Origin of the sequence: Haloarcula litorea, assembly GCF_029338195.1 — an archaeon.
Taxonomy (GTDB): domain Archaea; phylum Halobacteriota; class Halobacteria; order Halobacteriales; family Haloarculaceae; genus Haloarcula; species Haloarcula litorea.
The window spans coordinates 144342-167789 of record NZ_CP119780.1; the positions used below are offsets into that span (position 1 = coordinate 144342).

Annotated in this window: 20 protein-coding genes and 3 pseudogenes; 12 read left to right on the forward strand and 11 right to left on the reverse strand. The window is 63.1% G+C overall.

The features are described from left to right. Positions 1-10: 10 nt before the first annotated feature. Both P0592_RS18465 and P0592_RS18470 read right to left on the reverse strand, forming a co-directional pair. A complete protein-coding gene (locus tag P0592_RS18465) occupies positions 11-1930 on the reverse strand; it encodes a heavy metal translocating P-type ATPase (protein WP_276273964.1) in 1920 nt (639 codons plus the stop codon). 4 nt (positions 1931-1934) lie between these two features. Next, positions 1935-2150 (reverse strand): heavy-metal-associated domain-containing protein, encoded by a 216-nt coding sequence (locus P0592_RS18470; protein ID WP_006183492.1) that lies wholly within the window; start codon positions 2148-2150, stop codon positions 1935-1937. A 182-nt stretch (positions 2151-2332) separates the two neighbouring features. On the opposite strand from P0592_RS18470, the gene P0592_RS18475 reads away from it, so the two are divergent. From P0592_RS18475 to P0592_RS18485, 3 genes are all read left to right on the forward strand, one after another. Next, on the forward strand, positions 2333-2872 hold the full coding sequence (locus P0592_RS18475) for an ArsR/SmtB family transcription factor (protein ID WP_276273965.1): 540 nt from the start codon (positions 2333-2335) through the stop codon (positions 2870-2872). Between the two features lie 120 nt (positions 2873-2992). After that, the gene (locus tag P0592_RS18480) at positions 2993-3190 is read left to right on the forward strand and encodes a heavy-metal-associated domain-containing protein (RefSeq protein WP_276273966.1); all 198 of its coding nucleotides are present in this window, start codon (positions 2993-2995) and stop codon (positions 3188-3190) included. A gap of 145 nt (positions 3191-3335) precedes the next feature. Next, positions 3336-5468: a copper-translocating P-type ATPase gene (locus tag P0592_RS18485; protein ID WP_276273967.1), complete on the forward strand. Its 2133-nt coding sequence runs from the start codon at positions 3336-3338 to the stop codon at positions 5466-5468. Positions 5469-5536: 68 nt separating this feature from the next. Here the strand turns inward: P0592_RS18485 and P0592_RS18490 are convergent. Continuing rightward, positions 5537-5699: pseudogene (locus P0592_RS18490) on the reverse strand (PadR family transcriptional regulator); the annotation flags it as partial. Positions 5700-5720: 21 nt separating this feature from the next. Here P0592_RS18490 and P0592_RS18495 point away from each other — a divergent pair. Beyond that, a complete protein-coding gene (locus P0592_RS18495) occupies positions 5721-5903 on the forward strand; it encodes an exodeoxyribonuclease VII large subunit (protein ID WP_276274180.1) in 183 nt (60 codons plus the stop codon). A 96-nt stretch (positions 5904-5999) separates the two neighbouring features. On the opposite strand, the gene P0592_RS18500 is transcribed toward P0592_RS18495, so the two are convergent. Beyond that, a complete protein-coding gene (locus P0592_RS18500; protein ID WP_276273968.1) occupies positions 6000-7343 on the reverse strand; it encodes a hypothetical protein in 1344 nt (447 codons plus the stop codon). A gap of 159 nt (positions 7344-7502) precedes the next feature. Between P0592_RS18500 and P0592_RS18505 the strand changes: the two are divergent. From P0592_RS18505 to P0592_RS18535, 7 genes and pseudogenes are all read left to right on the forward strand, one after another. After that, positions 7503-7609 (forward strand): annotated as a pseudogene (locus tag P0592_RS18505) (DUF2267 domain-containing protein); the annotation flags it as partial. A 16-nt stretch (positions 7610-7625) separates the two neighbouring features. After that, positions 7626-7875 (forward strand): annotated as a pseudogene (locus P0592_RS18510) (IS6 family transposase); the annotation flags it as partial. Between the two features lie 354 nt (positions 7876-8229). Continuing rightward, positions 8230-8571 carry an ArsR/SmtB family transcription factor gene (locus tag P0592_RS18515; RefSeq protein WP_276273969.1) on the forward strand — a complete coding sequence of 114 codons (342 nt, stop codon included), beginning with the start codon at positions 8230-8232 and terminating at the stop codon, positions 8569-8571. Between the two features lies 1 nt (position 8572). Continuing rightward, entirely contained in the window at positions 8573-8887 is a 315-nt protein-coding gene (locus P0592_RS18520) for a DUF7521 family protein (RefSeq protein WP_276273970.1), read from the forward strand. 366 nt (positions 8888-9253) lie between these two features. Then, on the forward strand, positions 9254-10171 hold the full coding sequence (locus tag P0592_RS18525) for a CPBP family intramembrane glutamic endopeptidase (RefSeq protein WP_276273971.1): 918 nt from the start codon (positions 9254-9256) through the stop codon (positions 10169-10171). 222 nt (positions 10172-10393) lie between these two features. Beyond that, a complete protein-coding gene (locus tag P0592_RS18530) occupies positions 10394-10675 on the forward strand; it encodes a type II toxin-antitoxin system HicB family antitoxin (protein WP_276273972.1) in 282 nt (93 codons plus the stop codon). A 2-nt stretch (positions 10676-10677) separates the two neighbouring features. Next, on the forward strand, positions 10678-10920 hold the full coding sequence (locus P0592_RS18535; protein ID WP_419181142.1) for a type II toxin-antitoxin system HicA family toxin: 243 nt from the start codon (positions 10678-10680) through the stop codon (positions 10918-10920). 196 nt (positions 10921-11116) lie between these two features. Here P0592_RS18535 and P0592_RS18540 read toward each other — a convergent pair whose 3' ends face one another. Next, complete coding sequence (locus P0592_RS18540) at positions 11117-12478, reverse strand: cytochrome P450 (RefSeq protein ID WP_276273973.1); 1362 nt, start codon at positions 12476-12478, stop codon at positions 11117-11119. 362 nt (positions 12479-12840) lie between these two features. After that, positions 12841-13515: a helix-turn-helix domain-containing protein gene (locus P0592_RS18545; protein ID WP_276273974.1), complete on the reverse strand. Its 675-nt coding sequence runs from the start codon at positions 13513-13515 to the stop codon at positions 12841-12843. Between the two features lie 278 nt (positions 13516-13793). Between P0592_RS18545 and P0592_RS18550 the strand changes: the two genes are divergently transcribed. Further along, a complete protein-coding gene (locus P0592_RS18550) occupies positions 13794-14753 on the forward strand; it encodes a quinone oxidoreductase family protein (protein ID WP_276273975.1) in 960 nt (319 codons plus the stop codon). Between the two features lie 1271 nt (positions 14754-16024). Here P0592_RS18550 and P0592_RS18555 read toward each other — a convergent pair. The 5 genes from P0592_RS18555 to P0592_RS18575 all read right to left on the reverse strand — a co-directional run bounded on the left by P0592_RS18555 (position 16025) and on the right by P0592_RS18575 (position 23400). Then, positions 16025-16417: a hypothetical protein gene (locus tag P0592_RS18555; protein ID WP_276273976.1), complete on the reverse strand. Its 393-nt coding sequence runs from the start codon at positions 16415-16417 to the stop codon at positions 16025-16027. 386 nt (positions 16418-16803) lie between these two features. Beyond that, positions 16804-17757 (reverse strand): AEC family transporter, encoded by a 954-nt coding sequence (locus P0592_RS18560; RefSeq protein ID WP_276273977.1) that lies wholly within the window; start codon positions 17755-17757, stop codon positions 16804-16806. Positions 17758-17998: 241 nt separating this feature from the next. Next, a complete protein-coding gene (locus P0592_RS18565; protein WP_276273978.1) occupies positions 17999-21019 on the reverse strand; it encodes an FAD-binding and (Fe-S)-binding domain-containing protein in 3021 nt (1006 codons plus the stop codon). Positions 21020-21141: 122 nt separating this feature from the next. Further along, positions 21142-22449, reverse strand: coding sequence for a malate synthase AceB (gene aceB, locus P0592_RS18570; protein ID WP_276273979.1), 1308 nt, complete (start codon positions 22447-22449; stop codon positions 21142-21144). 114 nt (positions 22450-22563) lie between these two features. Then, positions 22564-23400 (reverse strand): GAF domain-containing protein, encoded by an 837-nt coding sequence (locus P0592_RS18575; protein WP_336406684.1) that lies wholly within the window; start codon positions 23398-23400, stop codon positions 22564-22566. Positions 23401-23448: the final 48 nt, after the last annotated feature.

Sequence of the window (23448 nt, forward strand, 5' to 3'; positions counted from 1 at the left end):
TATCTAGTGGTCAGTGGCGAAGCAGTCGCATCCCGTTGAGGATGACCGCGAGGACGCTGGCCTCGTGGACCAGCATCCCCGACGCAAGGGTGACGTAGCTGGTGAGCACGCCGGCGAGGAGGACGGTGACGGTCAGGACTGCGAGCCCGACGTTCTCGAGGACGTTCCAGCGCGTCGCCTTGCTGAGTTTGACCGCGTAGGGGATGCGGTCGAGGTCGTCGGCCATCAGCGCCATATCCGCCGTCTCGATGGCAGTGTCCGTCCCGGCGGCACCCATCGCGATGCCGACGTCGGCGGTCGCCAGCGACGGCGCGTCGTTGATGCCGTCGCCGACCATCGCGACCACGCGCCCGTCGGCTCGGTAGGCCTCGATGACGGTCTGCTTGTCCTCGGGGAGGAGTTCGGCGCGGTACTCGTCGATGCCGACCTCTTCGGCGACGGCGGCGGCCGTCCGCTCGTTGTCGCCGGTGAGCATCACCGTCTCGATGCCGACGTCCTGAAGCGCCGCGACGACGCCAGGAGCAGCCTCCCGGAGCTCGTCCCGCAGCGCGATTGCGCCGATGATGTCCCCGTCCCGGACGACGTGGACGACCGTCTCGCCGCGCCTCTCACGCTCGCGGACGTAGTCGGCGACCGGACTGGGGACGTCGATGTCGCGGTCGTCCAGCAGTGCGCGGTTGCCGACGACAACTTCGTGGCCATCGGTATCGGCGATGACGCCCTTACCAGCGACCACGTCGAAGTCGTCGGGATCGGGCACCGACTGGAGGCTGGCGTCCGTCTCCTCCGCCTGGGCGACCGCCGTCCCACCGTCCGCCGCAGCAGTCGGCCCCTCGCGGGCCGCGTCGACGATGGCGTCGGCGAGGTGGTGTTCGCTCTTCTTCTCGGCGGTCGCCGCGAGCGAGAGGACCTCGTCGTCGGCGACGCCGAACCCCTCGACGTCCGCGACGGCGGTCTCGCCCTTCGTGAGGGTGCCGGTCTTGTCGAAGGCGACGAGGTCGATCTTGCCGGCGCGCTCGAGGTGTTCGCCGCCCTTCAGCAGCACGCCCGACCGGGCGGCGTTGCCGATGGCCGAGACGATGCTGACCGGCGGCCCGATGACCAGCGCGCCCGGACAGCCGATGACCAGCAGCGTCAGCGACAGGATCGCGTTCTGCGTGACCGCATACGCGCCGATCGCCAGCACGATGACGCCGGGCGTGTAGTACTTCGCGAACCGGTCGATGAGACTCTCCGTGGGCGACTGGGCCTCCTGGGCCTCTTCGACGCGACGGATGATACGTTCGAGCGTCGTATCCGAGCCCGCACCCGTCGTCCGGACTTCGAGCGCGCCTTCTCGGTTGACAGTCCCGGCGTAGACCTCGTCGCCGTCGGCCTTGTGGACGGGCGCGCTCTCGCCGGTGACCGGTGCCTGATTGACGGCGCTTTCGCCGTCGACGACCTCGCCATCGACCGGAATCTTCCCGCCCGGCTTCACGACGACGACCTCGCCCTCCTCGACCTCGCGGGCGGGAACCTCCTGGAGTTCCCCGTCGCGACGGACGGTCGCCGTCTCGGGGGTCATCTCCAGCAGCTCCTGGAGGGCCGTCCGGGTCTTCCGCATCGTCCGGCCTTCGAGGTAGCTACCGAGGCTGAACAGGAAGACGACGGCCGCCGCTTCCCAGTACTCCCCGATGACGATGGCCCCGATCGCCGCCAGCGTCACCAGCGTCTTGATGCCGAGCGTCCGGTTCGTGACCTCGTGGTAGGCGGTCTTGGCGACGTCGTAGCCACCCACGATCGTCGCGAGGACGAGGATGGCGGCGCTTGCCATCTCGAAACTCGTGAGGTAGCCCAGACTCCAGCCACCGCCGTACAGCAGGCCGCTCGTCGCCGTGACGATGGCCTTCCGGTGTTTCCGGTAGTACTGGGTGATCGATTGTTTGGTCATAGAGTTAGGCGGGCTGGGGCGTGTACCCCTGGTTTTCGATGGTCTGTGCGAAGGCGTCGGGGTCAGCGACGCTGTCGTCGTACTCGATTTCGACGCGGCCGGTCGCGTAGTGGACTTCGACGTGCTGGACACCGTCGACGTTCGACAGGGCGCGTTCGACGGTGCTCGCACAGGTCGGGCAGTCGAAGTCGAGGACGCGGAACTGGGTCGTGTCGCTCATCACAGTTCGAGGTAGTGCCCGTACCCCAATAAGTATTTTTTAGATGATATGTTTGAATACGGATATAGGTGGTTGGAACAGTCAAACGGGTCGTCTAGGGCTTTCGGTATCGCGAGCCCGGCGACCTGCGCTCTAAGCAGCGTCCCGCTAGCTTTTCCCGCCTGCTCATACTCAGTTCTCGTATGAGTGGTTCCAGCACCGACCACCGGCTTGAGGACATCGCGGTGCGAGACACGCGGGTTTCGGACGCCATCGACGAACCGATGCGGGCGATGATCCTCGATATCCTCTCTGAGGAGGCGCTGACCGCAACTGAGGTCCACGGCCGCTTAGAGGACCGCGGCGTCGACCGCACGGAGAACACGGTCCGTCATCACATCAACGAGTTGCGGGATGCCGGTCTCGTCGACGTCGTCCGCTTCGAGGAAGGGCGCGGCGGGACGACGAAGTACTACCACGCGAATACGATCGTCCTCTCGTACTCGCTGCCGGAGTCGGCCGACGACGCTGTCGAGGAGATGATCGAGGCCGTTCAGCCCCAGATCAGGGACTCACTCGACACTCTCACAGAAGACCACGACGACGCGATAGCGGAGCTCGTCGCAGATATGCAGCCGTGTGAGCACTGTCGGACCCAGAAGTACGAAACCTACGTGCTCCTGACTGTCCTCCGCCGGGCGTTCGTTCGTGCACACCGAGATTCTCAGATAAACAAGTGGTGAATCTGCGATTTGGTTTGTTGCGGCTGCACGTATCACTTTGAATCTAAAGTTTGCCCCCGAAGAGACCGGTATGATCGAAGGGGAAATCCGCTAAAGAGAGGGAGCCGTATGTACCTCTGTATGACGACGACCATCACCGTGGAAGGAATGTCGTGCGGTCACTGTGAACAGACGGTCGAAGAGGCCCTTGAAGAGGTCGCTGGCGTGACTTCTGTGACCGTCGACAGGGAGAGCGAACAGGCGAGTGTCGACGGTGAGGCAGCGGTCACGGCCCTCGTAGCGGCCGCCGAAGACGCGGGATACACCGCTCACGCCTGAGTATCGTGCGCTGCGGATCGCACGGGTCGCTCCGAGACGACGACTAACCGTCGTCTCCGGAGCTTGTCTACGCTGGTCCTGCTGGCGGTTTCAGGGCCGCAGATTCAGGAAGCCGGCGGATCCACCCCTAAAGAGCATATGACCTATGGACGACCACAAAGATACAGCTGAGAATTCTCCGGGAGAAGAGGACCAGCAGGATACCACCAGCCACCAGCACGAACACGGCGACCACGAGGGACACGGCGAGGGGCACGGCGGGATGCACGAAGGCCACGAGCGGATGTTCCGGCGGCGCTTCTTCGTCTCGACGCTCCTGTCGGTTCCCGTTCTCCTGTACAGCGAAACGCTGCAGGAGTGGCTCGGCTTCTCCGTCCCAGCATTCCCGGGCAGCGAGTGGATCAACCCCGTCTTCGCGGTCATCGTCTTCGCGTACGGTGGCGTTCCGTTCCTCCAGATGGCACTCCCGGAGCTGAAAGACCGGTCGCCGGGGATGATGACGTTGATCTCGATGGCGATCACCGTCGCGTTCGTCTACAGCCTCGCAAGCGTGGTTTTCCCCACACAGTCGGCGTTCTTCTGGGAGCTCGTCACGCTGATCGACATCATGCTGCTCGGCCACTGGATCGAGATGCGGTCGGTCCGGCGGGCCTCCAGCGCGCTCGACGAACTGGCGAAACTGATGCCAGACACCGCCGAGCGCATCACCGACGACGGGGGGACCGAGGAAGTCCCCGTCGGTGAGCTCTCCGAGGGCGACCTCGTGCTCGTCCGACCGGGCGCGAGTGTCCCTGCTGACGGCACCGTCGAGGAGGGTGACTCCGACGTCAACGAGTCGATGATCACCGGCGAGTCGAAACCGGTCTCGAAAGAGCCCGGCGACGAGGTCATCGGCGGCACCATCAACGGCGACGGGAGTCTCCGTGTTCGCGTCGGTGCGACGGGCGAGGAGACCACACTCGCGGGCATTATGCGCCTGGTCGAGGAAGCTCAACAGAGCAAGTCCGAGACCCAAGTGCTGGCCGATCGGGCAGCCGGCTGGCTGTTCTACGTCGCGCTCGGGGCGGCAGTCGTGACCGCGATCGCGTGGACGGTCGCGGTGTCGTTCGACGCGACGGTCATCGAGCGAGTCGTGACGGTGCTCGTCATCGCCTGCCCACACGCCCTCGGGCTCGCCATCCCGCTGGTCGTCGCGATCAACACCTCGCTTGCGGCGCGCAACGGGATGCTCGTTCGCGACCGCATCGCGATGGAAGACGCACGGGATCTGGACGCCATCATCTTCGACAAGACAGGGACGCTCACCGAGGGCGAACACGGCGTCGTGGATATGGCGACCGTCGACGGCGTCGACGAGGACGACGCGCTCGGGCTGGCGGCAGCCGTCGAGAGCGACTCCGAACACATGATCGCCCGAGCGATCCGCGAGGCAGCTGACGGGCGTGATCTTAGTGCACCTGACGCGACCGATTTCGAGGCGATCAAAGGGAGAGGGGTTCGCGGGAACGTCGACGGAAGCGAGGTGTACGTCGGCGGGCCGAACCTGTTGGCCCAGCTCGATAGCGAGATCCCCGACCATCTCCAGCGCTTCGCCGACGAGGCCGGACAGAACGCCCAGACAGTGGTGTATCTCGTTCGTGACGGTGAGCTGATCGCCGCCTTCGCGATGGCCGACGTGATCCGCGAGGAGAGTTTCCGCGTCGTCGACGCACTCCACGATCTGGGCATCGAGGTGGCGATGCTGACTGGCGACTCCCAGGACGTCGCCAACGCTGTCGCCGACGAACTGGGCATCGACACGGTGTTCGCGGAGGTCCTCCCCGAAGACAAGGACGAGAAAGTCCAGGAACTCCAGGACCAGGGGAAGCTCGTGGGGATGGTCGGTGACGGCGTCAACGACGCGCCGGCGCTGACGCGGGCCGACGTCGGCATCGCCATCGGGAGCGGCACCGACGTCGCCGTCCAGTCGGCGGATGTCATCCTCGTTCAGAACAACCCGATGGACGTGGTGCGACTCGTAAAGCTCAGCAAGGCAAGCTACCGAAAGATGCAGGAGAACATCGTCTGGGCGGCCGGCTACAACGTCTTCGCGATTCCGCTCGCAGCAGGCGTGTTGGCACCGATCGGGGTTCTGCTGTCCCCCGCAGTGGGTGCGCTCTTGATGTCGTTGAGCACAGTAATCGTCGCGATCAACGCACAGCTCCTCCGCCGCGTGGACCTGTCCATCCCTGAGCTTCCAAGCGGGACACCAGCTGCGGAGGCACAGCCCGCTGACTGAGGGTCTTTCTGGCTACTCCAGGAGGGATTCCGCTGGGGTGACTGTCGCGTCCGACAGACCGGTGGGCGCTACGCGGGCACCGATTCTTTGCTCTCCAGATACCGGCTTTCCCATTCAGTCGTGCCTCTATTTCACCCTGACCGCGCTGGTGACCGTATAGACGTTCGTCCGCTTGTCGAGTTCACTCTTCTCTAGCAGTCCTTTCTCGACGAGGTCGTTGGGGACGCGTCTGCTCTCGACGGTGTCCGCTGTATTGGCGAGGTCACGGATCTCCATCAGAACAGCACGGCGCTCTATTTCACCTTCACTGACGGCGACGCCGAGCGCCTCTGGATCTGGGCGAACCGCTACCGGAAGATGGACGCCGGTCTCGAAGACGGGACCGAGCTGGTCCTCGAATGCGATATCGGCTACCGCCCAGTTGCGGATATCTAAGAAATATTATAGTATATCGAGTCTCCCGCGCTAAACCGGGTGGCGCGGACTCCCCCGCTGGCACCGGCCGGCCGGGGCGGTTCGATCCGGCGAGCCCTATCGGAGCCACGTCGGCGGAGCGACGGTGGTGCTGCCAACGTCCGCGACTCGCAGCGTGACCACGACACGTCGACCGGTGTCGGGGTCACGGTAGGATCGCCGGACCAGCGTGACGGCACCCGTCTCGGTGACCAGGACGGTGCCACGGAGCTCCTCGACACCGACCCACGAGTCGCCGTCGACGTGGAGCCAGGTGCTCGTGATGCCGCTCTCCGTCGTCTGATTCGTGATCCGAGACGCCTCGACGGAGAGGTACCACCGGTGGAACTGCTCGATACGGTCGACGTACGGGCTGTCGTTTTCGAGCCGCTCCCGCTGGAGCCCGGCGGACGTCCGGACGACGCGGGTAGAGCCGTTCGCGTACACGTCGTCCCGGACGAGTCCCGGCACGTCGCCCGCGACGTCGCCGAGGTCGGTCCGACTGGCACGGTACCTCGTGTCGTTGGCCACCCGCACCGTCTGTATGCTCGTGCCGACTGTCCGGCCGTTCTCGAACTCCCGGTAGACGAGGGTCGCGCGGAACGACTGCGGGCCGACCTGCGCCTCGTGGGCGTTCGCCAGTCGCATCGCATCGGTGATCCCGTCCGGGCCGACACCGGGCGGCAGCGTGGCCGGCTGGCCCGGCCGTTCGCCGTGGGCCGTGTCCGCGGGCGTCGGCGTCGCGACGGTCTCGACCGGCGTCAGTTCGGCCGTCCCCGGCTCCGCTCCGAGTCCCGTTCCTCCGGTGGGAGCGCCCGGCGGTGCTCCCCAGACGGTCAGTGCGGCGACAGCGACCACGAGCGCAGCGACCACGATCGCACCGGCCCGGAGCCGGCGCGGTGTCACGGCGGCGTCGACGGCCCGGAACAGCCGCTCGTCCGGGCGCGCCGACCGCCGGGTCGAGCCGCTGCCCGTCCGCTCCGTGGTCTGTGCCCCCCGGTGTGCCGTCGGTTGCCGACCGTCTCGGGGCTGTGGCTCGGCGGGCGGCTCCCGTCCGTCCTCGTCGGTGCCCTCTGCCACGACCGCCTCACCGAACCGCTCTGTCAGGAGTTCGGTCGCCGTCTCGTCCCCGACGGCGTACCGGAGCCAGGTCCAGAGCCGGTCCAGGTCGACTGTCTCGGCGTCGTCCGGCGGCCGCCTGCGACCGGCGGTCACGAGGGTGTCGGCCGCCTCGGCCGCGGGCGTTCCCGCGACCGCGACCCGCTCCGCTCCGTCGCCGGTCGAGCGCGTGAACGCCGGCCCGTCGACCCGTCGGACCTGCTGACCGCGTGCCGCGCAGACGGCCGCGACGAAGTCGGCGAGCGTCTCGTCGTCGGCGTCGGCACACACCTCCGCGAGACGCTCCCGTCCGCCCGGTGGCATAGCCACAGCCAAGCGCGCCAGCCTCAATACTGTTCGGTCGCTCTCTCGGCGTCTGCCACACCCGCACTCGATCCGTCGTCCCCTCCACGCTCCTCGCCCGAGCTACTGTCCCACGGGAGCCGTTGTCCCCTGCCGATACTGTAGCCTCGTTGAGGGTGTATGAACTTCGAGGAGTTCACCGGCCAAGTCAGCACCGTCTCGCACGCCCGGGTACCGGCGAAGCGGTCCGGGCGATCAGAGCGACCCTGATGAGGCTCGGTCGACGATCCCGGAGTACCCGGCGCGATCGACGAAACCGCGGTGCAGATCGGCACCGAGCAGCACTGGCTATACGCCGCGATCGGTGTCGAGACGAAGCTGCTGCTTGGTGCGGTCGTTTCCGAGCGCCGTGGGACGGATCCAGCTACCGCGTTTCTCGTCGACGGGAATAGGCTATCTGACCGCGCTCGCACGGTGTGATCTCCGCGGTCACCTCGACTACGTCGAGCGAAATCTGGTCGAAAAGTGGTTCCAGACGCTCACCGTGGGGATCGTTAAGGAGCCAGGAGCCAAGCAGGTGCTGCCGCTGTGTGTACGTTCTGTATCGGTCACGCCAGTACTGACGGGGGTTGGGGAGCTACTGATGGTATCGCTGCGTACAGAGCGCGGGCCAGCCACCGGCGATTGGTCCGATCGAGGTCGGGACGGTCGGGAACATCACAGCGCTTCCGATGAGTGTCTCTGCGAGGGTTCTCGGTACGGACTGTGGCTATCGCTCCGATAGCCGTACTTAGAATGGTGAGCTGGGAGTGAATGGCAGTTTCTCGTGGCTTCACTGATTGAAGCCAGACAGAACGTTTGGTACGGCACAACACATATTGACGCGACAGGAGATGGATAAGATATCGTGTCCGACGTGCGAGACCCCGACGCACTCGCAGATTTGCTCGGCGACGAGTGTGCCCGCACGATTCTCGTCGAAGCGAAGAAGGAGCCTTGCTCTGCGGCGGAGCTCAGCGAGTATGCGGAGGTCTCGGAGCCGACAGTCTACCGGCGTCTTGAGCGGCTTCGCGAGTACGACCTCGTCGCCGAAGATATTCAGCCAGTCACTGATGGGAAGAACTACAAGGTCTATCGGACGGAGCTTGACGGCATCGAACTCGATCTCGACGAGGATGGCTTCGAGATCACGGTCTCGCGACGGGAACGGATGGTCGACCGCTTCACGCAGTTCGTAGAAGGTACCTGATATGTTCGACATACTGGTCCAGATCGATCTCGAAACGCTACGAACAGTCCGTCAAGTGAGCGAGGTAATCCCAGTGATTCTCGGGCTGGCAATCAGTTACCTCGCGTACACAGCGTACCGGCAGAATCGGAGCCGTCCGATGTTGTACATCGCGGTCGGGTTCATATTAGTGTTGTTCGTGCAAGCTCCGCTGGCCCTGATACTGATCTATCTGCTGGAACTTCCCACTCCGGTGCTCAACACCATTCTTCAACTCCCGGAATTCGCCGGCTTAGGGCTGATTCTATACGGGCTGTGGGTGCCTCGTCGAGACTGAGGGTGATATCCTCCCCGCCCTGAAGGCGAGGATTTCTCCTTGACTCTCCGAAAAAAGCGAGTGGGACAGTTTCCGACTTCGGAACTCGCCCCGAACTTAACACTTCATCGGGGTGGTAGACTATCGCTTTCCTCGTACCGGTAGCTCTCGTTTCTGGACAGTGAACCCCGAAACGGTCGGTGGCCGCGACGGGCCGTGACGGTCTCGTCCGTGCACTACCCACTGTCGCCCTAACTCTCATCGCCGTGAGGAACGCCGCCGATTGGTGGTACGATGCCACGACCAGCCCCGAATGTAGCGGTTGGCTTCAGCAAGTGAAGCCAGGCACGTCCGGACTTACTTCTGCCCCTCCAAGCAACTACCGCAATGAACGGACGCAGACCGACTCTGGCACGACTCGCGAACGATTACCCGGTCGCCCTGTTCGCCCCGTTAGCGTTGGTACTCTCCTGGGGCGTTTGGGTCGGCGTCTTCTCGGCAACGCCGGCGTGGTCGCCAGCGTGGCTCCTCGGCGCTGGCGTCGGGGCTTGGGGGCCTGGGATTGCAGGTGTCGTCGTTCTTCGCCTCCGTGGCGACTCCGTGCGATCGTGGCTCTCGGACGGCTTCAGAACACACAGCGTGATCCGGTCGATGGCCCTCGCGATCGGTGTCCCTGCCGTTATCACCGTCGGTGTCGCCGCGGCTGTCTTCGCTTTCGTGGGCGTCCCCAACCGAGTGTCCCTCGGCCAACTGGCGCCACAGCTCGTGGCGAGCTTCGTGATGACGACACTCTGGACGGGGGGGAACGAAGAGTTTGGCTGGCGGGGATTTGCACTCCCACATCTCCAAGAGCAGTACAGCGCACTCGTTTCGGGCCTGCTCGTCGGCGGCCTCTGGACGGTGTGGCACGCACCACTGTTCGTCTACGGTCTCTACACTATGCCCCCAGCAGTGTATGCGGTGAGCGTCTTGGCGCTCTCAGTCGCTCTCACGTGGTACTACAATACCACCGATGGGTGGATTCTCGGTGCGATACTGTTTCACGGCAGTGTCAACACGTTCCTGAACCTCCCACCGCGTGTCGTCGGCGGTGAGGAAGCCCTCAGTTCCCTCCCGATCCCGTACTTCGGGGTAGTCGCGGTCGTTATGAGCGGTTTTGGCGGCATCCTGCTACTACGCTATGGGAGCGAGACGCTGACCGATGGCGACATCGTGGGCCGCACGTGGACTGACCGCGGGTCGGCATCCCACTCGGATTCAACCGGTGAGAGTGAACGTGGTCGGTCGCACGCGGCTGAGGGGTGACGGTACAGAGACATATATTGCACCGATCAGCGTGTCATAGAATGGTTCTCGTCTTCTTCGAAGGGGCCGATACAGGTGACAGATCTATCGCTACGTGCAGGGCGCATAGTCAGCATAATCCAGTAGCAATCAGCGAAGGGGGGTGACCGATCAGCATAAGAGGTCCACAGAGCAGACGACCCCTCCCGAAGTGTTTTACTGCGCTCTCGTCTAAGGGAGGGTATGGCTCAGGCCGACACTGGCGATTCAGACTCACCACGGCGTGAAATTCGTCTGGTACAAGAGGACGATGGCCGGTGGTCCGCCATCGACGAAGGGGTTGGTGTGGCGAGTCACGGAGAAACACGGTCTGAAGCCCTCGTAAACTTAGACGAGGCCGTTGCGCTGCACACTGGAGAAATCGGTGACCCGGTCACGGACGCCGATTTGCGTGATTTAGGGCTCGATCCCGAGGAGATCTCCGACGAGCCACAGGAACCCGAAGCACCCTGGTTTTCCGAGTAACTGTGCCAGCGCCGTATTCGTCCCGAGAGCTCGTCGCCGCACCGACCGAGATGGGGTATCAGCCCGTCGACCGCGCCGGAAGCCATCTGAAGCTTCGCTACGTTCACCCAGAGACAGGCGAGATCCGGAACGTCACGATCCCACTGGGGAAAGAAGTCAGCGGCGATACACTCCGGAACATCGCGGACCAGTGCGGTGCGAACGACTTTCAGTCGTGGTGTGCCTGGATTGACGAGCTCCTCTAATCGGTCTCGCCGAACTCGATCCGACGTGCGTGCTCACTACGCACGCGTACTGAGTGGGATATTTCGGTAGGGTCACCGGTGAAATCAGTTCTCCGTGAATGATTCTATGACACGCTGAACGGTAGGCGAGTGGCGGAAGCATCGCCGATCGCTGAACGAAACATAAATTCGAAGCGGGTCTGCTGCGCCCTCTCAGTCACGATTTGTGGACGCGCATCCGGACATCCTCGGACGGCTGCAACGTCAGTTCCATGTTTATCTCGGGCTGGGGCGAACTCAACAACTCGAAGTCCACACGACGGGCCACAATCGGAACGATATGTTTCAGTTCCATCATCGCGAAGTGCATGCCGATACACTGGTGGGGCCCACCGCCAAACGGGAAGTACGCAAAGTCCGGCCGCTCGTCGCTTTGCTCCGCAGTAAAGCGCTCAGGCCGGAATTGGTCGGGAGCGTCGAACCATCGGTCATCGGTATGGACGGTGAACTGTGGCAGGAGGACTTTCGTCCCCTCCGGGATACGGTAGCCACCAAGCGCTGTGTCCTCGGTGGCTTCGCGGAACAGCATTCCGGCGGGCGGATACAGCCGCATCGCCTCTTTGGCGACGCGCTCCGTCACCGAGAGGGCAGCAAGATCGTCGGCCGTCGGTGGACCGTCGAGCACGGTCGTCACCTCGGTCTCTAGTCGATCCTGCTCCGCCGGATTGGTTGCCAGTAGGAGCCACGTGAACGTCAGCGCCATCGCGGTCGTCTCGTGCCCCGCGATGAGGAACGTGATCAGGTGATCGTGGATCTCCTCGTCGCTCATAGAGTAGTCGTGGTCGTCCTCCTTTTCGAGCATCATCGTCAGGAGGTCGTCGTACTGGTCTGGATTCGCCCGTCGCTCTTCGATGAGTGTGTCCACGGTCGCATCGAAGGCATCCATCGCCCGCTTGTAGCGGCGGTTCCTGTGGGTCGGTACCCACGACGGCAGCAGCATTTCGACGGCACCGGCACCACTCATGTCGGCCATCGCCTGGAGTTCGTCGGCGGCCTCGGTAATCACCTCCCGTCGCTCTCCGAGGTCGAAATCGAACAGCGAGTTCGTCAGAATCGAGAGCGTCAGCCGGGAGAACTCCTCGTTGACGACGATTTCCTCGCCGTCGTCCCACTCGTCGACCAGCCGTTCCGTGGCGGCAACCATCGCCGAACTGAACCCCTCCAATCGGTCCAAGCCGAACATCGGCTGGAGGAAGTGTCGCTGCTGTTTCCACTCCTCGCCCCGGGTGAACGTGAGTCCCCGCGGTGCGATCTCATAGTCGAGAAATTCTTTCAGCTCATCGAAGTTCCACCGCTCGTAGGTGCCCTGCCCCAGCAACACGTCACCGATGTAATCGGGGTGGAAGACAGCGACAGCGTCGATACGCGGGAACTCACAGTGGACGACATCGCCGTACTCCGCCAGCTCGTCGAAAAATCCCATAGGCTGCCTGATGTACTGATGTGTATTTCCCAGCACTGGGAGGCCATCCGGACCGGGTGGGAGTTCTCGATCGTCACTCCCCGAAGATGAACCCATGGTACCACCACCCACGTGGTTATGAATGAGCAATATTAGGGATTTTCACTCTGAGGAGTCTGTCCTCTACGACCGGAACCCGTAGACGGCACGCCGGAGACCGGCCACCTCGAACGTACGGTCGCAATCTGGACAAGCCCGCTGCTCGTGTCTCTTCGATCAGGTGATCGTGGGGGCGACGAACCCGTATTCGCGGAGTCCGACCCGGCCCACAGTTCGACCGAGCGAAAAATGCTACCGGTGATTGCGAGGTAGACGGCATCGGGCGTAGCAGCGAAGATCGTCTTGGTGGCGCTATCCGTCCCCTCCTCGCTATATCCGTCGGCGCTACAGAGTATGCTATGCAAGCGCCGGACAGTTCGTCACAACGACGACGTAAATGCCGTGAGTCCGGCCCTGACGAGTTTCGCCTCACCTTTCTGGAGGTGATCACTCGCCGTGTTCGGCGCACAGTCTAACTCCGCCGCGATATCGGTATGGGTCGCCTCACGCGGCGTATCGTAGTATCCCAACTCGACGGCAACTTCGAGCGCCTCCCGTTGTCGGTCGCTCAGCGTCGTCGCCGGATTCACGTCGGCACTCGGAAACTGTTGAATCGCATCGATCTGGACGGAAACGCTCTCTGGAAGGCCATCAAGCGTCGCTTGCAGCGTCGCGGGGTCCCCGACGATGTGGCCGTGAATACGCCCATCTCGGTAGACGAGTGGTCGCCGAACCACCAGTCCAGTGCGGTCGATCGCGGTTGCGGACCCGCCGAATATCGGGAGCTCCGCGTCACGGAGTTCGATGAGTGCGTACGATACCCGAGCGTCGGCAGCCGAGAGTTCGACCGATTCGACTCCAGCCGTCTCTCGTGCCAATTCAGCGAACCGGCTACCATCGCCGGCGATTCCGTAGATATGGGTCGACAGCTCCGAATCGCCACGGTTCCAATCGATGGCCCGTGCTTCGTCGTGAGCCTCTGCCTCCAGCAGGTACCGCAGGAACGAGGGGGCGCGGTCGACATCTGGACGGACGGTGATCCGGATGTGCTTCATAGCTGTTGACGATGGTCTGTATGACGCTTCGCTACGGCTAAAGTTCACCCCCTCTACTGGGCGGTTCCGTAGACGTGACCCCTCTGTTCACCGCCCGGAGCTATCCGCTGCTGTCCATCTCTCATAAACCCCTGGGGTATCATCCACAGAACCGCTACTGGGGTCGCCTCGCATACGTTCGATGTGATGGCGATGAACCCAACCGCGAACGACATACGATGGCGCACCGGACTGGCGACTACTATCGCGGCAACCCACCAGTCTGAGGTGACTGCTGTATGAGGGCCGTTCGCTACCACGACTACGGCAGCGCAGACGTGCTCCAGGTCGACGAGGTCGACCGGCCGACGCCCGACCGCGACGAAGTCCTGGTCGAAATGCGGGCGGCCAGTGTCAATCGCGTCGACGTGATGTTCCGGTCCGGCCAGTACGGCGACCTTCCGCTCCCGTCGATTCCTGGCGGTGACGGTGCCGGGGTCGTTGCGGCGGTCGGCGAGGCCGTCGAGGCGTTCGAACCCGGTGACCGCGTCTTCGCGTCCGGTATGGATCGTGCCGAGGGCGGCACCTTCGCCGAGTACGCCGCAATTCCGGCAGAGAAACTGGCGCGTCTGCCAGACGATGTGTCGTGGACGGCGGGCGGTGCTATCGGTAACGTCGGGGCTACTGCTTGGACGGCACTGGAGGAACTGGTCGGCATCCAGGCCGGTGACCGCGTCCTCATCCACGGCGGCTCCGGCGGTGTCGGCCACGCCGCAGTCCAGATTGCCGCACACAGCGGGGCCGAGGTTATCACCACGGCTGGGTCGGAGGAGGCTCGGGCCCGGCTCCAGGAACTCGGCGCGACTGTGGCGTTCGATTACGAGAGTGACTCGCTCGCTGAGGACATCCTCGCCGTGACCGACGGTGCCGGTGTCGAAACGGTCCTTGACCATCGGCTTGGGGAGTATCTCGACCTCGATCTGTCGGTCGTCACCAGAGACGGGACGATCGTCAGCACGATGGGCCATATTCCAGAGACGAACGGCCGTCCCTTCTACAATACGGAAGTGACCATTCAGCCGCTGAAGATGGATAACCATCCGACTCGACGGCCGGTGCTGGAACGACTCGCCCGTCTGATGAACCAGGACGTCTTGACGCCTATTGTCGCCGACACGTACGCGTTCGACGATGCTGCTCGGGCTCACCAAGACATACTTGCCGGCGGTTACGTCGGGAAACTCGTCGTAACCCCGTGACCACCAGAGAAGAATACCGACGGCGGTATGATCAGTTAGAGTTCCACCGATCGGTAGCTCACAGGATCGAACAGCCCATAGATCCGTGTGCGTCACGGCGTAGCATACGATAGAAATCCATCGGATTTCACAGGCCAGTCACAGCGTTCAAGATATGTCTAGTACGGTACTAGACATCCTGATTCACGACGCGACAGTATTAACAGTCGACGAGAACGACCACCTGTACTGCAACGGCACGGTTGTCGTCGACGACAGGAAGATCGAGACGGGGCGACCGTCCGACCGGTGGCATAGCCACAGCCAAGCGCGCCAGCCTCAATACTGTTCGGTCGCTCTCCCGGCGTCGGGCGCACCCGCACTCGATCCATCGTCCCGCCGTCCGATCTACAACAGCACCCCCGAGAGCGCAGACGGCGAGGGCTGGGGCAAGCTCTTCGCCGTGATCGGTCCGGGGGCTGGGACGGGAGCCGAGAGGCGTAGCCGTCAGCTCCGACCGCCGGGATGCCGAACGGTCCGAGTCAGGGCCGATCCCACCCGGGTGGTCCGTCCTCGAGGCTCCGGCGGGAGGACGACGACTCGGGTCCTATCTCTGTCCGACAAAAAGACAGAACACTCAAAATTATATAATACTAGCAATAACAATATATTTCTCGCCAGGTCCGGTCCCGGTGCCATCGCTGTCGAGAGCGGATCACGGACCACAGTCGCGCCGCCCGGTTGTCGCTCAGGGGACTGTGCGGACGCCGATCCGAAACACCCGTGAAAAGACCCGAGAGAGGCTTGACGGCGTGATAGTCGCGTGTGGATGGGGACTGTCCGAGTAGACACCCTGTCGTCGTGGGCGGACCCCCCACACGGAACCGAGAGACGTCACGTCCCTATCCCTCGGGTTCCTCGTTCGGGAGAAGCCGACGAACCGTCCCGGGCTGCGGAGAGCGAGGTTACGACGGTCGTCACGTCCAGCCAACGGAACCGCTAGCTAAATACAATAGAAAATCATATATTGTATCTGTCTAATTTCGAAACTACCCGGAGTTCTTATCTATCTACGAGGACGTCGACTGCGGGGCCGAGGAACACCGTGTCGAAGCGGTGCAGGCGGACCTGTGCGAGACGCCGGCGCGTCGTTCGATGCACCACGACGACGATCGATCGTTCGGTTCGGCGGGCCGACGCCGCGACGCGCTCTCTCTTTCCGGGTGATTGGCGGCGTCACCCGCCGCGTCCGGTCGGTCCGACGAGGAGGCGGCGAGAGTCGGAGGGACCGTTCACGGCAGCTGGCGGTTCGGGTGCGGAATAACGCCGCAGGCGTCGGTCACCGTGGCCCCGCGTCGTCTGGAGCCGACCGGCCCGGCGGGGGACAAGTCATATGTGACGCTGTCGTATCGTGTGACACCGCTATGATCTCTCGGCGAACGATCCGTAACGGAGCGATCGGCGCAGTCCTCGGCACTGCCCTCGGTTTCGTCCCGCTGGTGTTGTTGATCGCGCCGATCGTCGGCGGCGTCGCTGGCTATCTCGAACGCGACGGCGTGAAGCCGGGCGCGGTCGCCGAGGGAGTCGCCGGCCTCTTGATGGCCGCGCTCACGACGCTCGTCACCGGGACGGTGCTGTTCGTGCGATTCGGCGACCTGTCTTTCGCGTCGCCCGACGTCCTTCACCGCCACGCTCGTCGCGGACGAACCGATCGACACCGCCGACCTGTTCGACGACGAACCGCTGCTCGTCCCGGGGGCCGACCGGACTGAGGTCGACTGTTTCAGGGGCAGTTCGGCGACACACCGCTGCTTCGAGTACGACGGCCAGGTGTACGCCGACTATGAGACCAGCGAAGCGGCGACGGTCTACGTCTCCGCGCAGCTCGACGGGGGCAACGAGTGGTTCGCCGGGGGGTGGACCGGCAACGAATATCGGGAGTGGTCCCGGGTCCAACTCGACGGTCCGCAGTCGGGCTGGCGACGCACGGACGGCGAGGTCGAAGATACGTGGTCGGCTGATTGGTTCGTGGCAGCTGTTCTTCGAACCACGAGTAGCTCGCGAGGCTCGGTCAAACGATTACGCCTGACTGCAACAGGGCGACCAGTGCGGTCAGGACAACGGTTCCGATCACTGTCGTCACGAAGATTGTGGTACTGAGATATTCGGGGGCCGTGATACCGTCGACCGCCCTGACATCGGCGTACTCGATGATCAGCGCCAACGGGATGACGGCCGCAGGGGTCGCACATTCGAGTATGAACACCCGGGCGACGGTCGGATTGTCGAATCCAAGCGCGAGTGCGATCCCGATCCCGATCATCGGTGCAACGCCGAGCTTCAGGACCGAGGGAGTGACCGTGCGAGAAACGGCCGATACGTCGGTGTCTGCCAACTGGACGCCCAGTATCAAGAGCATTATCGGGATCGAGGAGTCGCCGACGAGTCGGAGTGTCTCCATTAGTGCAGTCTCCCCTGTCGGAACGAGACCGAGACCGCGTACCAGGACCGCAGCGATGACGGCGTACACAAGCGGTAGGCGGAAGATTTCTTTGACAGAACGGAGAGCGCTTCGGTCCGTCCCGCGTGACGCGATATACACGCCGAGCGTGTAGACGATCAGGTTCTGAATCGTCAGGTACAGTACCGCAGTGGTTCGTCCGACGTCTCCGAACGCGAATTCCGAGAGCGGAATCCCGATGAACCCGGAGTTGGGGATTGCCGCCGCGAGCATCATCGCGCCGAGTAGCGGCCCGGACTCACCGACGAGTCGACCAGCAATCCAGGCGACACCCACCATAACGAGAGCGTAAGCGATGACACCGACACCGAGTTTCACGATCGCGGCCCCACTCAGGTCAGTCGTCGCGATGCTGTGGAAGGCAAGCGCAGGGACCAGTACGTAGAGCCCGACGGTGTTTAATGACGTAACGTCGATGTCAGCCACACGTGTCAGCAGGTACCCGACTGCAGCGATGACGAGAATCGGGCCGACGGCACCAGTAAATGCAGAGATCAGTGACATTCGTTGCTAGTAGTGTGTCCTCCCGCGTGTGTAATAGACGCCGCCCACCGCTCGTGGACTTGGCTATAGACCATCTGTGTGTAACGGCACTCCACACTGCTTTCGTATTACTCATTTGGTTTACCCACGAGAGATCACGGCTCGATCAGATCACACGAAGAGACGACGAACGGGGGCGGTCCCTCGGCAATCCCCAGTTGATGGGGCACGACGGCAACTTCGGATATTTCACCTCTTGGGGCTACAGACGGTCGGAAACGGCCTCAATCGGATGTGGGGGAATGTCATCCACGCCGTCGCGGTCCCCCAACTGAGAGCGGCAGGATCCGCCAGGGGCGACGATCCCGTCTGCATCACTGGCGGCGACCTCCTCGAACAACAGGCGGCCGATAGCCTGTGAGAGGTCGTAGTGTTCATCGTGGTAGCCGAAACTTCCGGCCATCCCACAGCAGGTGGTCTCCAGCGGATCGACGGCGTATCCGACACGCCGGAGGACGCCGACGGCGTGGTGGTCTTTGTTCGTGGCCTTCTGGTTGCAGTGACCGTGATAGCTCAGCGACCCGGCCGTACCCAGAGATCTGTCGTCGATCGGCAACGATTCGTCCAGTCGGTGGAGATCCAAATACTCCATCACACCGTAGGCGCTGTTGGCCACCCGTTCGACAGCTGGCCCGTTGAGGAGATCGAGGTACTCGTCTTGGAACATCACAGCGTCGGACGGTTCGACGAACGCGATGTCCCAACCGTCAGCCACCCGGTCGGCTAACGTGTCCGTGTTCGCCCGTGCCCTTTCGCGCGCAGTATCGAGCAGTCCCGACGAGAACGCCGCGCGACCGGACGGCACCGTGCCGCCGGGAATATCGACGTGGACACCGGCCGCTTCCAGCGACCGGACAGCAGCTTTCCCCGCCCGTGGATACGAGTAGTTCGTGTATGTATCCGGGAACAGCAGAACGCTATGGTCCGCATCCGCCCGCGGAACCGACGATCCGCCGCGCTGTTCGAACCAATCTTCGAGCGTCTCTCGCCGGAACGGTGGTAACTCTCGTTCGGGGGCAATACCGAACAGTTTCTGCATAGCGGTTCGGGCACCGGGAACCGCTGTTACCCAGTTCGACAACGGTGCGAGTGCGGAGCCGATTCGGGACGCGGTGTCGATGTTGGCGAACAGCCGCTCCCGGATGCTGACACCCTCCTTCTCGTGGTGTAGGTGTTTCACCTCGGCCTTGAGCTTCGCCATATCGACGCCGGTCGGACAGTCGCTCTTACACCCCTTGCAGCCGACACAGAGATCCAGCACCTCCCTCTGAAAGCGCTCGGAGTGGAGTTCGTCCTCGGGTAGGTCCCCGCTGATGGCCGACCGGAGCAGATTCGCGCGACCGCGTGTCGTCTGTATCTCTTCTTCCGAGGCGCGGTAGGTCGGGCACATCACGTCCTCGCTGGTCTGGCGGCAGGTCCCGCATCCGTTGCAGAGCTCCACGAGATGTGAGAAACCACCCTCCTCGTCGAAATCGAGTGTCGTCTGGGGCTCCAGTGACTGGTAGTCGGCCCCGTACCGGAGGTTCTCTCGCATATCCGCACCGACGCCGCGATTCGTATCTGGGCCGATGTCGTCAGGCCCCTCGCGGTAGACGACGTTCCCCGGGTGCATCCACCACTCCGGGTCGAAGGCCGTCTTGACTCGCTTGAACGCGTCCCACAGTGTCTCCCCGTACATCTTGGGGGTGAACTCCGTGCGGGCCATCCCGTCTCCGTGTTCCCCGGAGAACGATCCGTGGTGTTCGAGCACGAGGTCAGTCACGTCGTCGGTGATCGAGTGCATCGCCTCGATCCCCGCCTCGTCCTTGAGGTTCAGTATCGGCCGGATGTGGAGCGTTCCACTGCCCGCGTGGGCGAAGTACGCGGCCGACGTGCCGTGGTCGTCGAGGACCGCCTCGAACTTCTGAACGTACTCGGCGAGTTCCGATGGCGGAACCGTGGCGTCCTCGATGAAGGGGTACGGTTTCGGGTCACCCTCCAGGGACATCAGGAGGGGGATCGCCGCCTTACGAAGCTTCCATATGTCCGCCTGCTCCTCGTCGGTGTAGGCCTCGACGACGTCGAACGCCGCGCCAGCGGCGAGGAACCGGTCGTTGGTCTCGGCGATAGCCGTCTCGAAGTCGTCGTGGAGTTCGGAGTCGTATTCCAGCATCAGCGCGGCCGCGGTCCCATCGGGGATCGGCTCGACGTACTCGGAGTACCCATCAGACTCGGCGGCCAGTCTGAACACCTCGTCGTCCATCAATTCCACGGCACTGACGTCGTACTCCAGTGCGACTGGGACGGCCTCCATCGCCGCGCCGAGATCCTCGAAGCAGTACAGCGCCAGGGCTGTCTCCTCGGGGACGGTCACCAGCGACAGCTCTGCCTCGACGATGACGCCCAACGTCCCTTCGGCCCCGACGAACAGTTTCGCGAGATTCAGGACTCGCTCTCCGTCGTCGTTCTCGTAGACGACACGGTCGAGGTTGTACCCTGTGACGCGTCGTTTGAGGTCCGGGTAGCGGGCCGCGATCTCCTCGGTATTGTTCTCGACGACCTGCCGTACGGTCCGGTAGATCTCGGCCTCGCGGTCGTCCTTTGCGACGATGTCGTCCCACTCGTCGGAGTCGATGACGACCTCGCGGGCGTGAATGAGTGATCCGTCGGAGAGAACAGCTTTCACCGCCTCTGTGTACGCGTCAGTGATACCGTATCTGACCGAGTGCGCACCCGTCGAGTTGTTCCCGATACCGCCGCCGACCGTTGCTCGGTTTGAGGAGGCGGGATCGGGCGCGAATTTCAGGCCGTGCGCCGCGAGTTCGTCGTCGAGGTCGTCTTGCACTACGCCAGGCTGGATTCGGGCCCGCCGATCATCGGGACGGACCTCCAGAATATCGTCCATATGCTGCGACACGTCGAGGACGACGCACCCCGGCCCGACCGTCTGTCCGGCCAGTGAAGAGCCGGTCCCTCGTGGGAGAATCGGAACGCCGTGTGACGTCGCGACGTCCACCGCAGCCTGCACGTCGTCGACGCCTGTCGGATATACGACCCCAGCCGGTTCTGCGCGATAGATACTCCCGTCGGTCGCGTACAGGATCCGCGCGTACTCGTCGAACTCAACGCCGCCGTCGACGCGCGACCGGAGTTCCGCGGCGAGTTCGCGGAACGCCGAGGCATCGGGACGGGCGAGTTCGAGTTCGCGTGCAGACCACGTAGAGTCGGATCTCTCAGTTGCCATACCCCTGATTCCGGAGTACCGACAAATAAAACCTGTGTTGGACGGTGTCAATCGACAAGGTCGGGGAAGAGCAACGCCGCTACGGACCTGCTGTTCGAACCGAGACCCGGGTTCCGTGTGAGTCAGTTCCCGACGTCTGTCGCACGCTCCACGACATCGCTGCCGTACATCTCTTCGAGAGCCTCGTGCTGGTCGGGACGATGGTCGTAGACGTCCTGGAACAACGTGACAGGCGTCTGCGCGGCCTGATAGGTCGCCTCGTCCCACATCCGGTCCTTCGTGACTTCTACCTCGACTCCATCGACGACGAGCGTCGCGGCCCTGGTCATCGCGATAGCGCCCTTGCCTGCCTCCTTGGCAGCCTCGAACTCCTCCATCGAGTCGACGATGTCGTTGAGACTCGGGACGTACGCCGTCCGGTCCAGTAGTTCCTCGCGGAGGTCGTCCTCACTGAGGCGATGCTCCTCGTTTCCGATGTGCAGGTCGTACTCGTCGTCTGCCGTCTGTTCCAGCGAGACTGCGTCGTCGTCGTACACCTGTTGACCGTTCACCTCTTCGAGTTCGACCTCACGATCACCAACGTCGAGAAGCCAGCGGCCGGTCTCGGGCGGCAACGGGGCCGTGTTCGCTTCGACGACCTGCCCGGGAGTCAGCGACCAGATACCCGTCATCCCCTTCGCTCGGTTGTCTGCCATCCGCTCGTGGTAGCCCTCCACGTCGCGGATGTCGTCGTACGGGCCGTCGACAGCGATGAGACCGGCCGCGCTGGCTCCCCGTGAGGTGTTGTGACGGAGTTCGGCCCACGGCGGAAGTTCACCTGTGGGCGTCATCGCGCGCATATCCTTCGTGTAGTCCACCTCGCCGTCGACGAGCAGGAAGAGGCGTTCGAGGTTGTTCGAAGGTTTGCCCATCTCCGCTCGGAGGTCGCCGAGGGCGAGTTCTGCCTCACCACTCTCGACGATCACCGACATCGAGAGGCTCCCCTCTTCGAGACCGTGTTCGTTCTCGATGATGGTGAAGAACTCGTCGGCTTTCTTCCAGTCGTCGATGTCGCCGACCTCCGGGATGACGAACCCGTCGATGTGTTCGACAGCGCCGTTGTCCGGGTCAGCGACCTCCAGCATCTGCTGGAACCCCTGATACCGCGTCGTCGGCGACTCGCGGTGCCAGACGACACGCGGGTGAATCTCACCGGGGAAGTCGGTGCCGTGTTCGGCGACGACCTCGACGATGTTCTGGACACCTTCCGCACGCATATTGGGTGCAGTAGCGTCCTCGTTGTCGGGGACCCAGACATCTGGGGCCTCCATCCCACGGAGTTGTGCCGCACTTCGAATCATCTTCGCCGTGTCGTCCTCGCCGTCGACTGCCGTCGGCGAGGTGAAGAACGTTCGGACGAACTCCCTCTCGTAGTGCCTTTCGACGCTCATAAGACACGACAGACAGAGTAATGGGCATCACTAATACCCGGCTGTACAGGCAAATATAGCTGTATCATCGCGACTAGCAGCGGGTAGACGACAACGGCCACACGCGTGATACACTCAGACGGCTCTCGATCGCTTCGCCCACCCGATGCGCGTTATCGCTTCTGCGCCGAGCTGACCGAGGAGACCCGCGGCTTCGAGATCGTGTTCCTCGAAGGCGTCGACGACTATGTCGCCGGCGCTGAGCACGCCGTGGTTCCCGATCGGGACGTACAGCCCCGACCGCAGTTCGCCACGATTGTGATCGTCTTCGGTCATCTCGTGGTCTGTGTGGATCTCTGGGTCACCAGTCCGGTAGGTTCGTGCTGCGGGCGTTTCCTCGTCGATGTCGTAGTTCGGCCTGTCGCCGGCCCGCTCCAGACACTCTTCCGTCGCTTCGATAGTCCGGAGCGTGTTGGTGTTCTTATCGGCCAGCCGAACAGTCGTATTGACCAGTCCGAGGATGTTCTTGGCAGCGTCGGCGAGGATTTCGGCGACTTCCTGACGGGAACTCGCCTTTCGGAGCTCCTGGCTGGTCTCCCGGAGTACCTCGATACGCTGTTCCCGTCGCTTCTCGTCGGTGATGTCTCGAACGGCACCGTGGAGAGACACAGTCTCGCCTTCTTCTACACAGGGATCACAGTGCATACGTATCGAGTGCTCTGTCGTCCCTTCACCGACGAGTCCCACATCGATCGTGAACGCCTCCTGGTCCGCTATCGCTGCTTCGAAGGCAGTCGTCGCGCGTGACTCGCCAGTCTCCGTGTAGTGAGAGACGAGTTCTGAGAAAGAGAACGTTCGCTCCGGATCAACGCCGTGGATCTCTTTGGCCTTGTGACTCCACCACATCTCGTCAGTAGTCACATCGTAGGACCACACACCGACGCCCGTGAGTCGTTGGATGCTTGATACCATCTCACGGTACTGTTGGCTCTCCTCGGGCGATACCTCGTGTCGATTCAC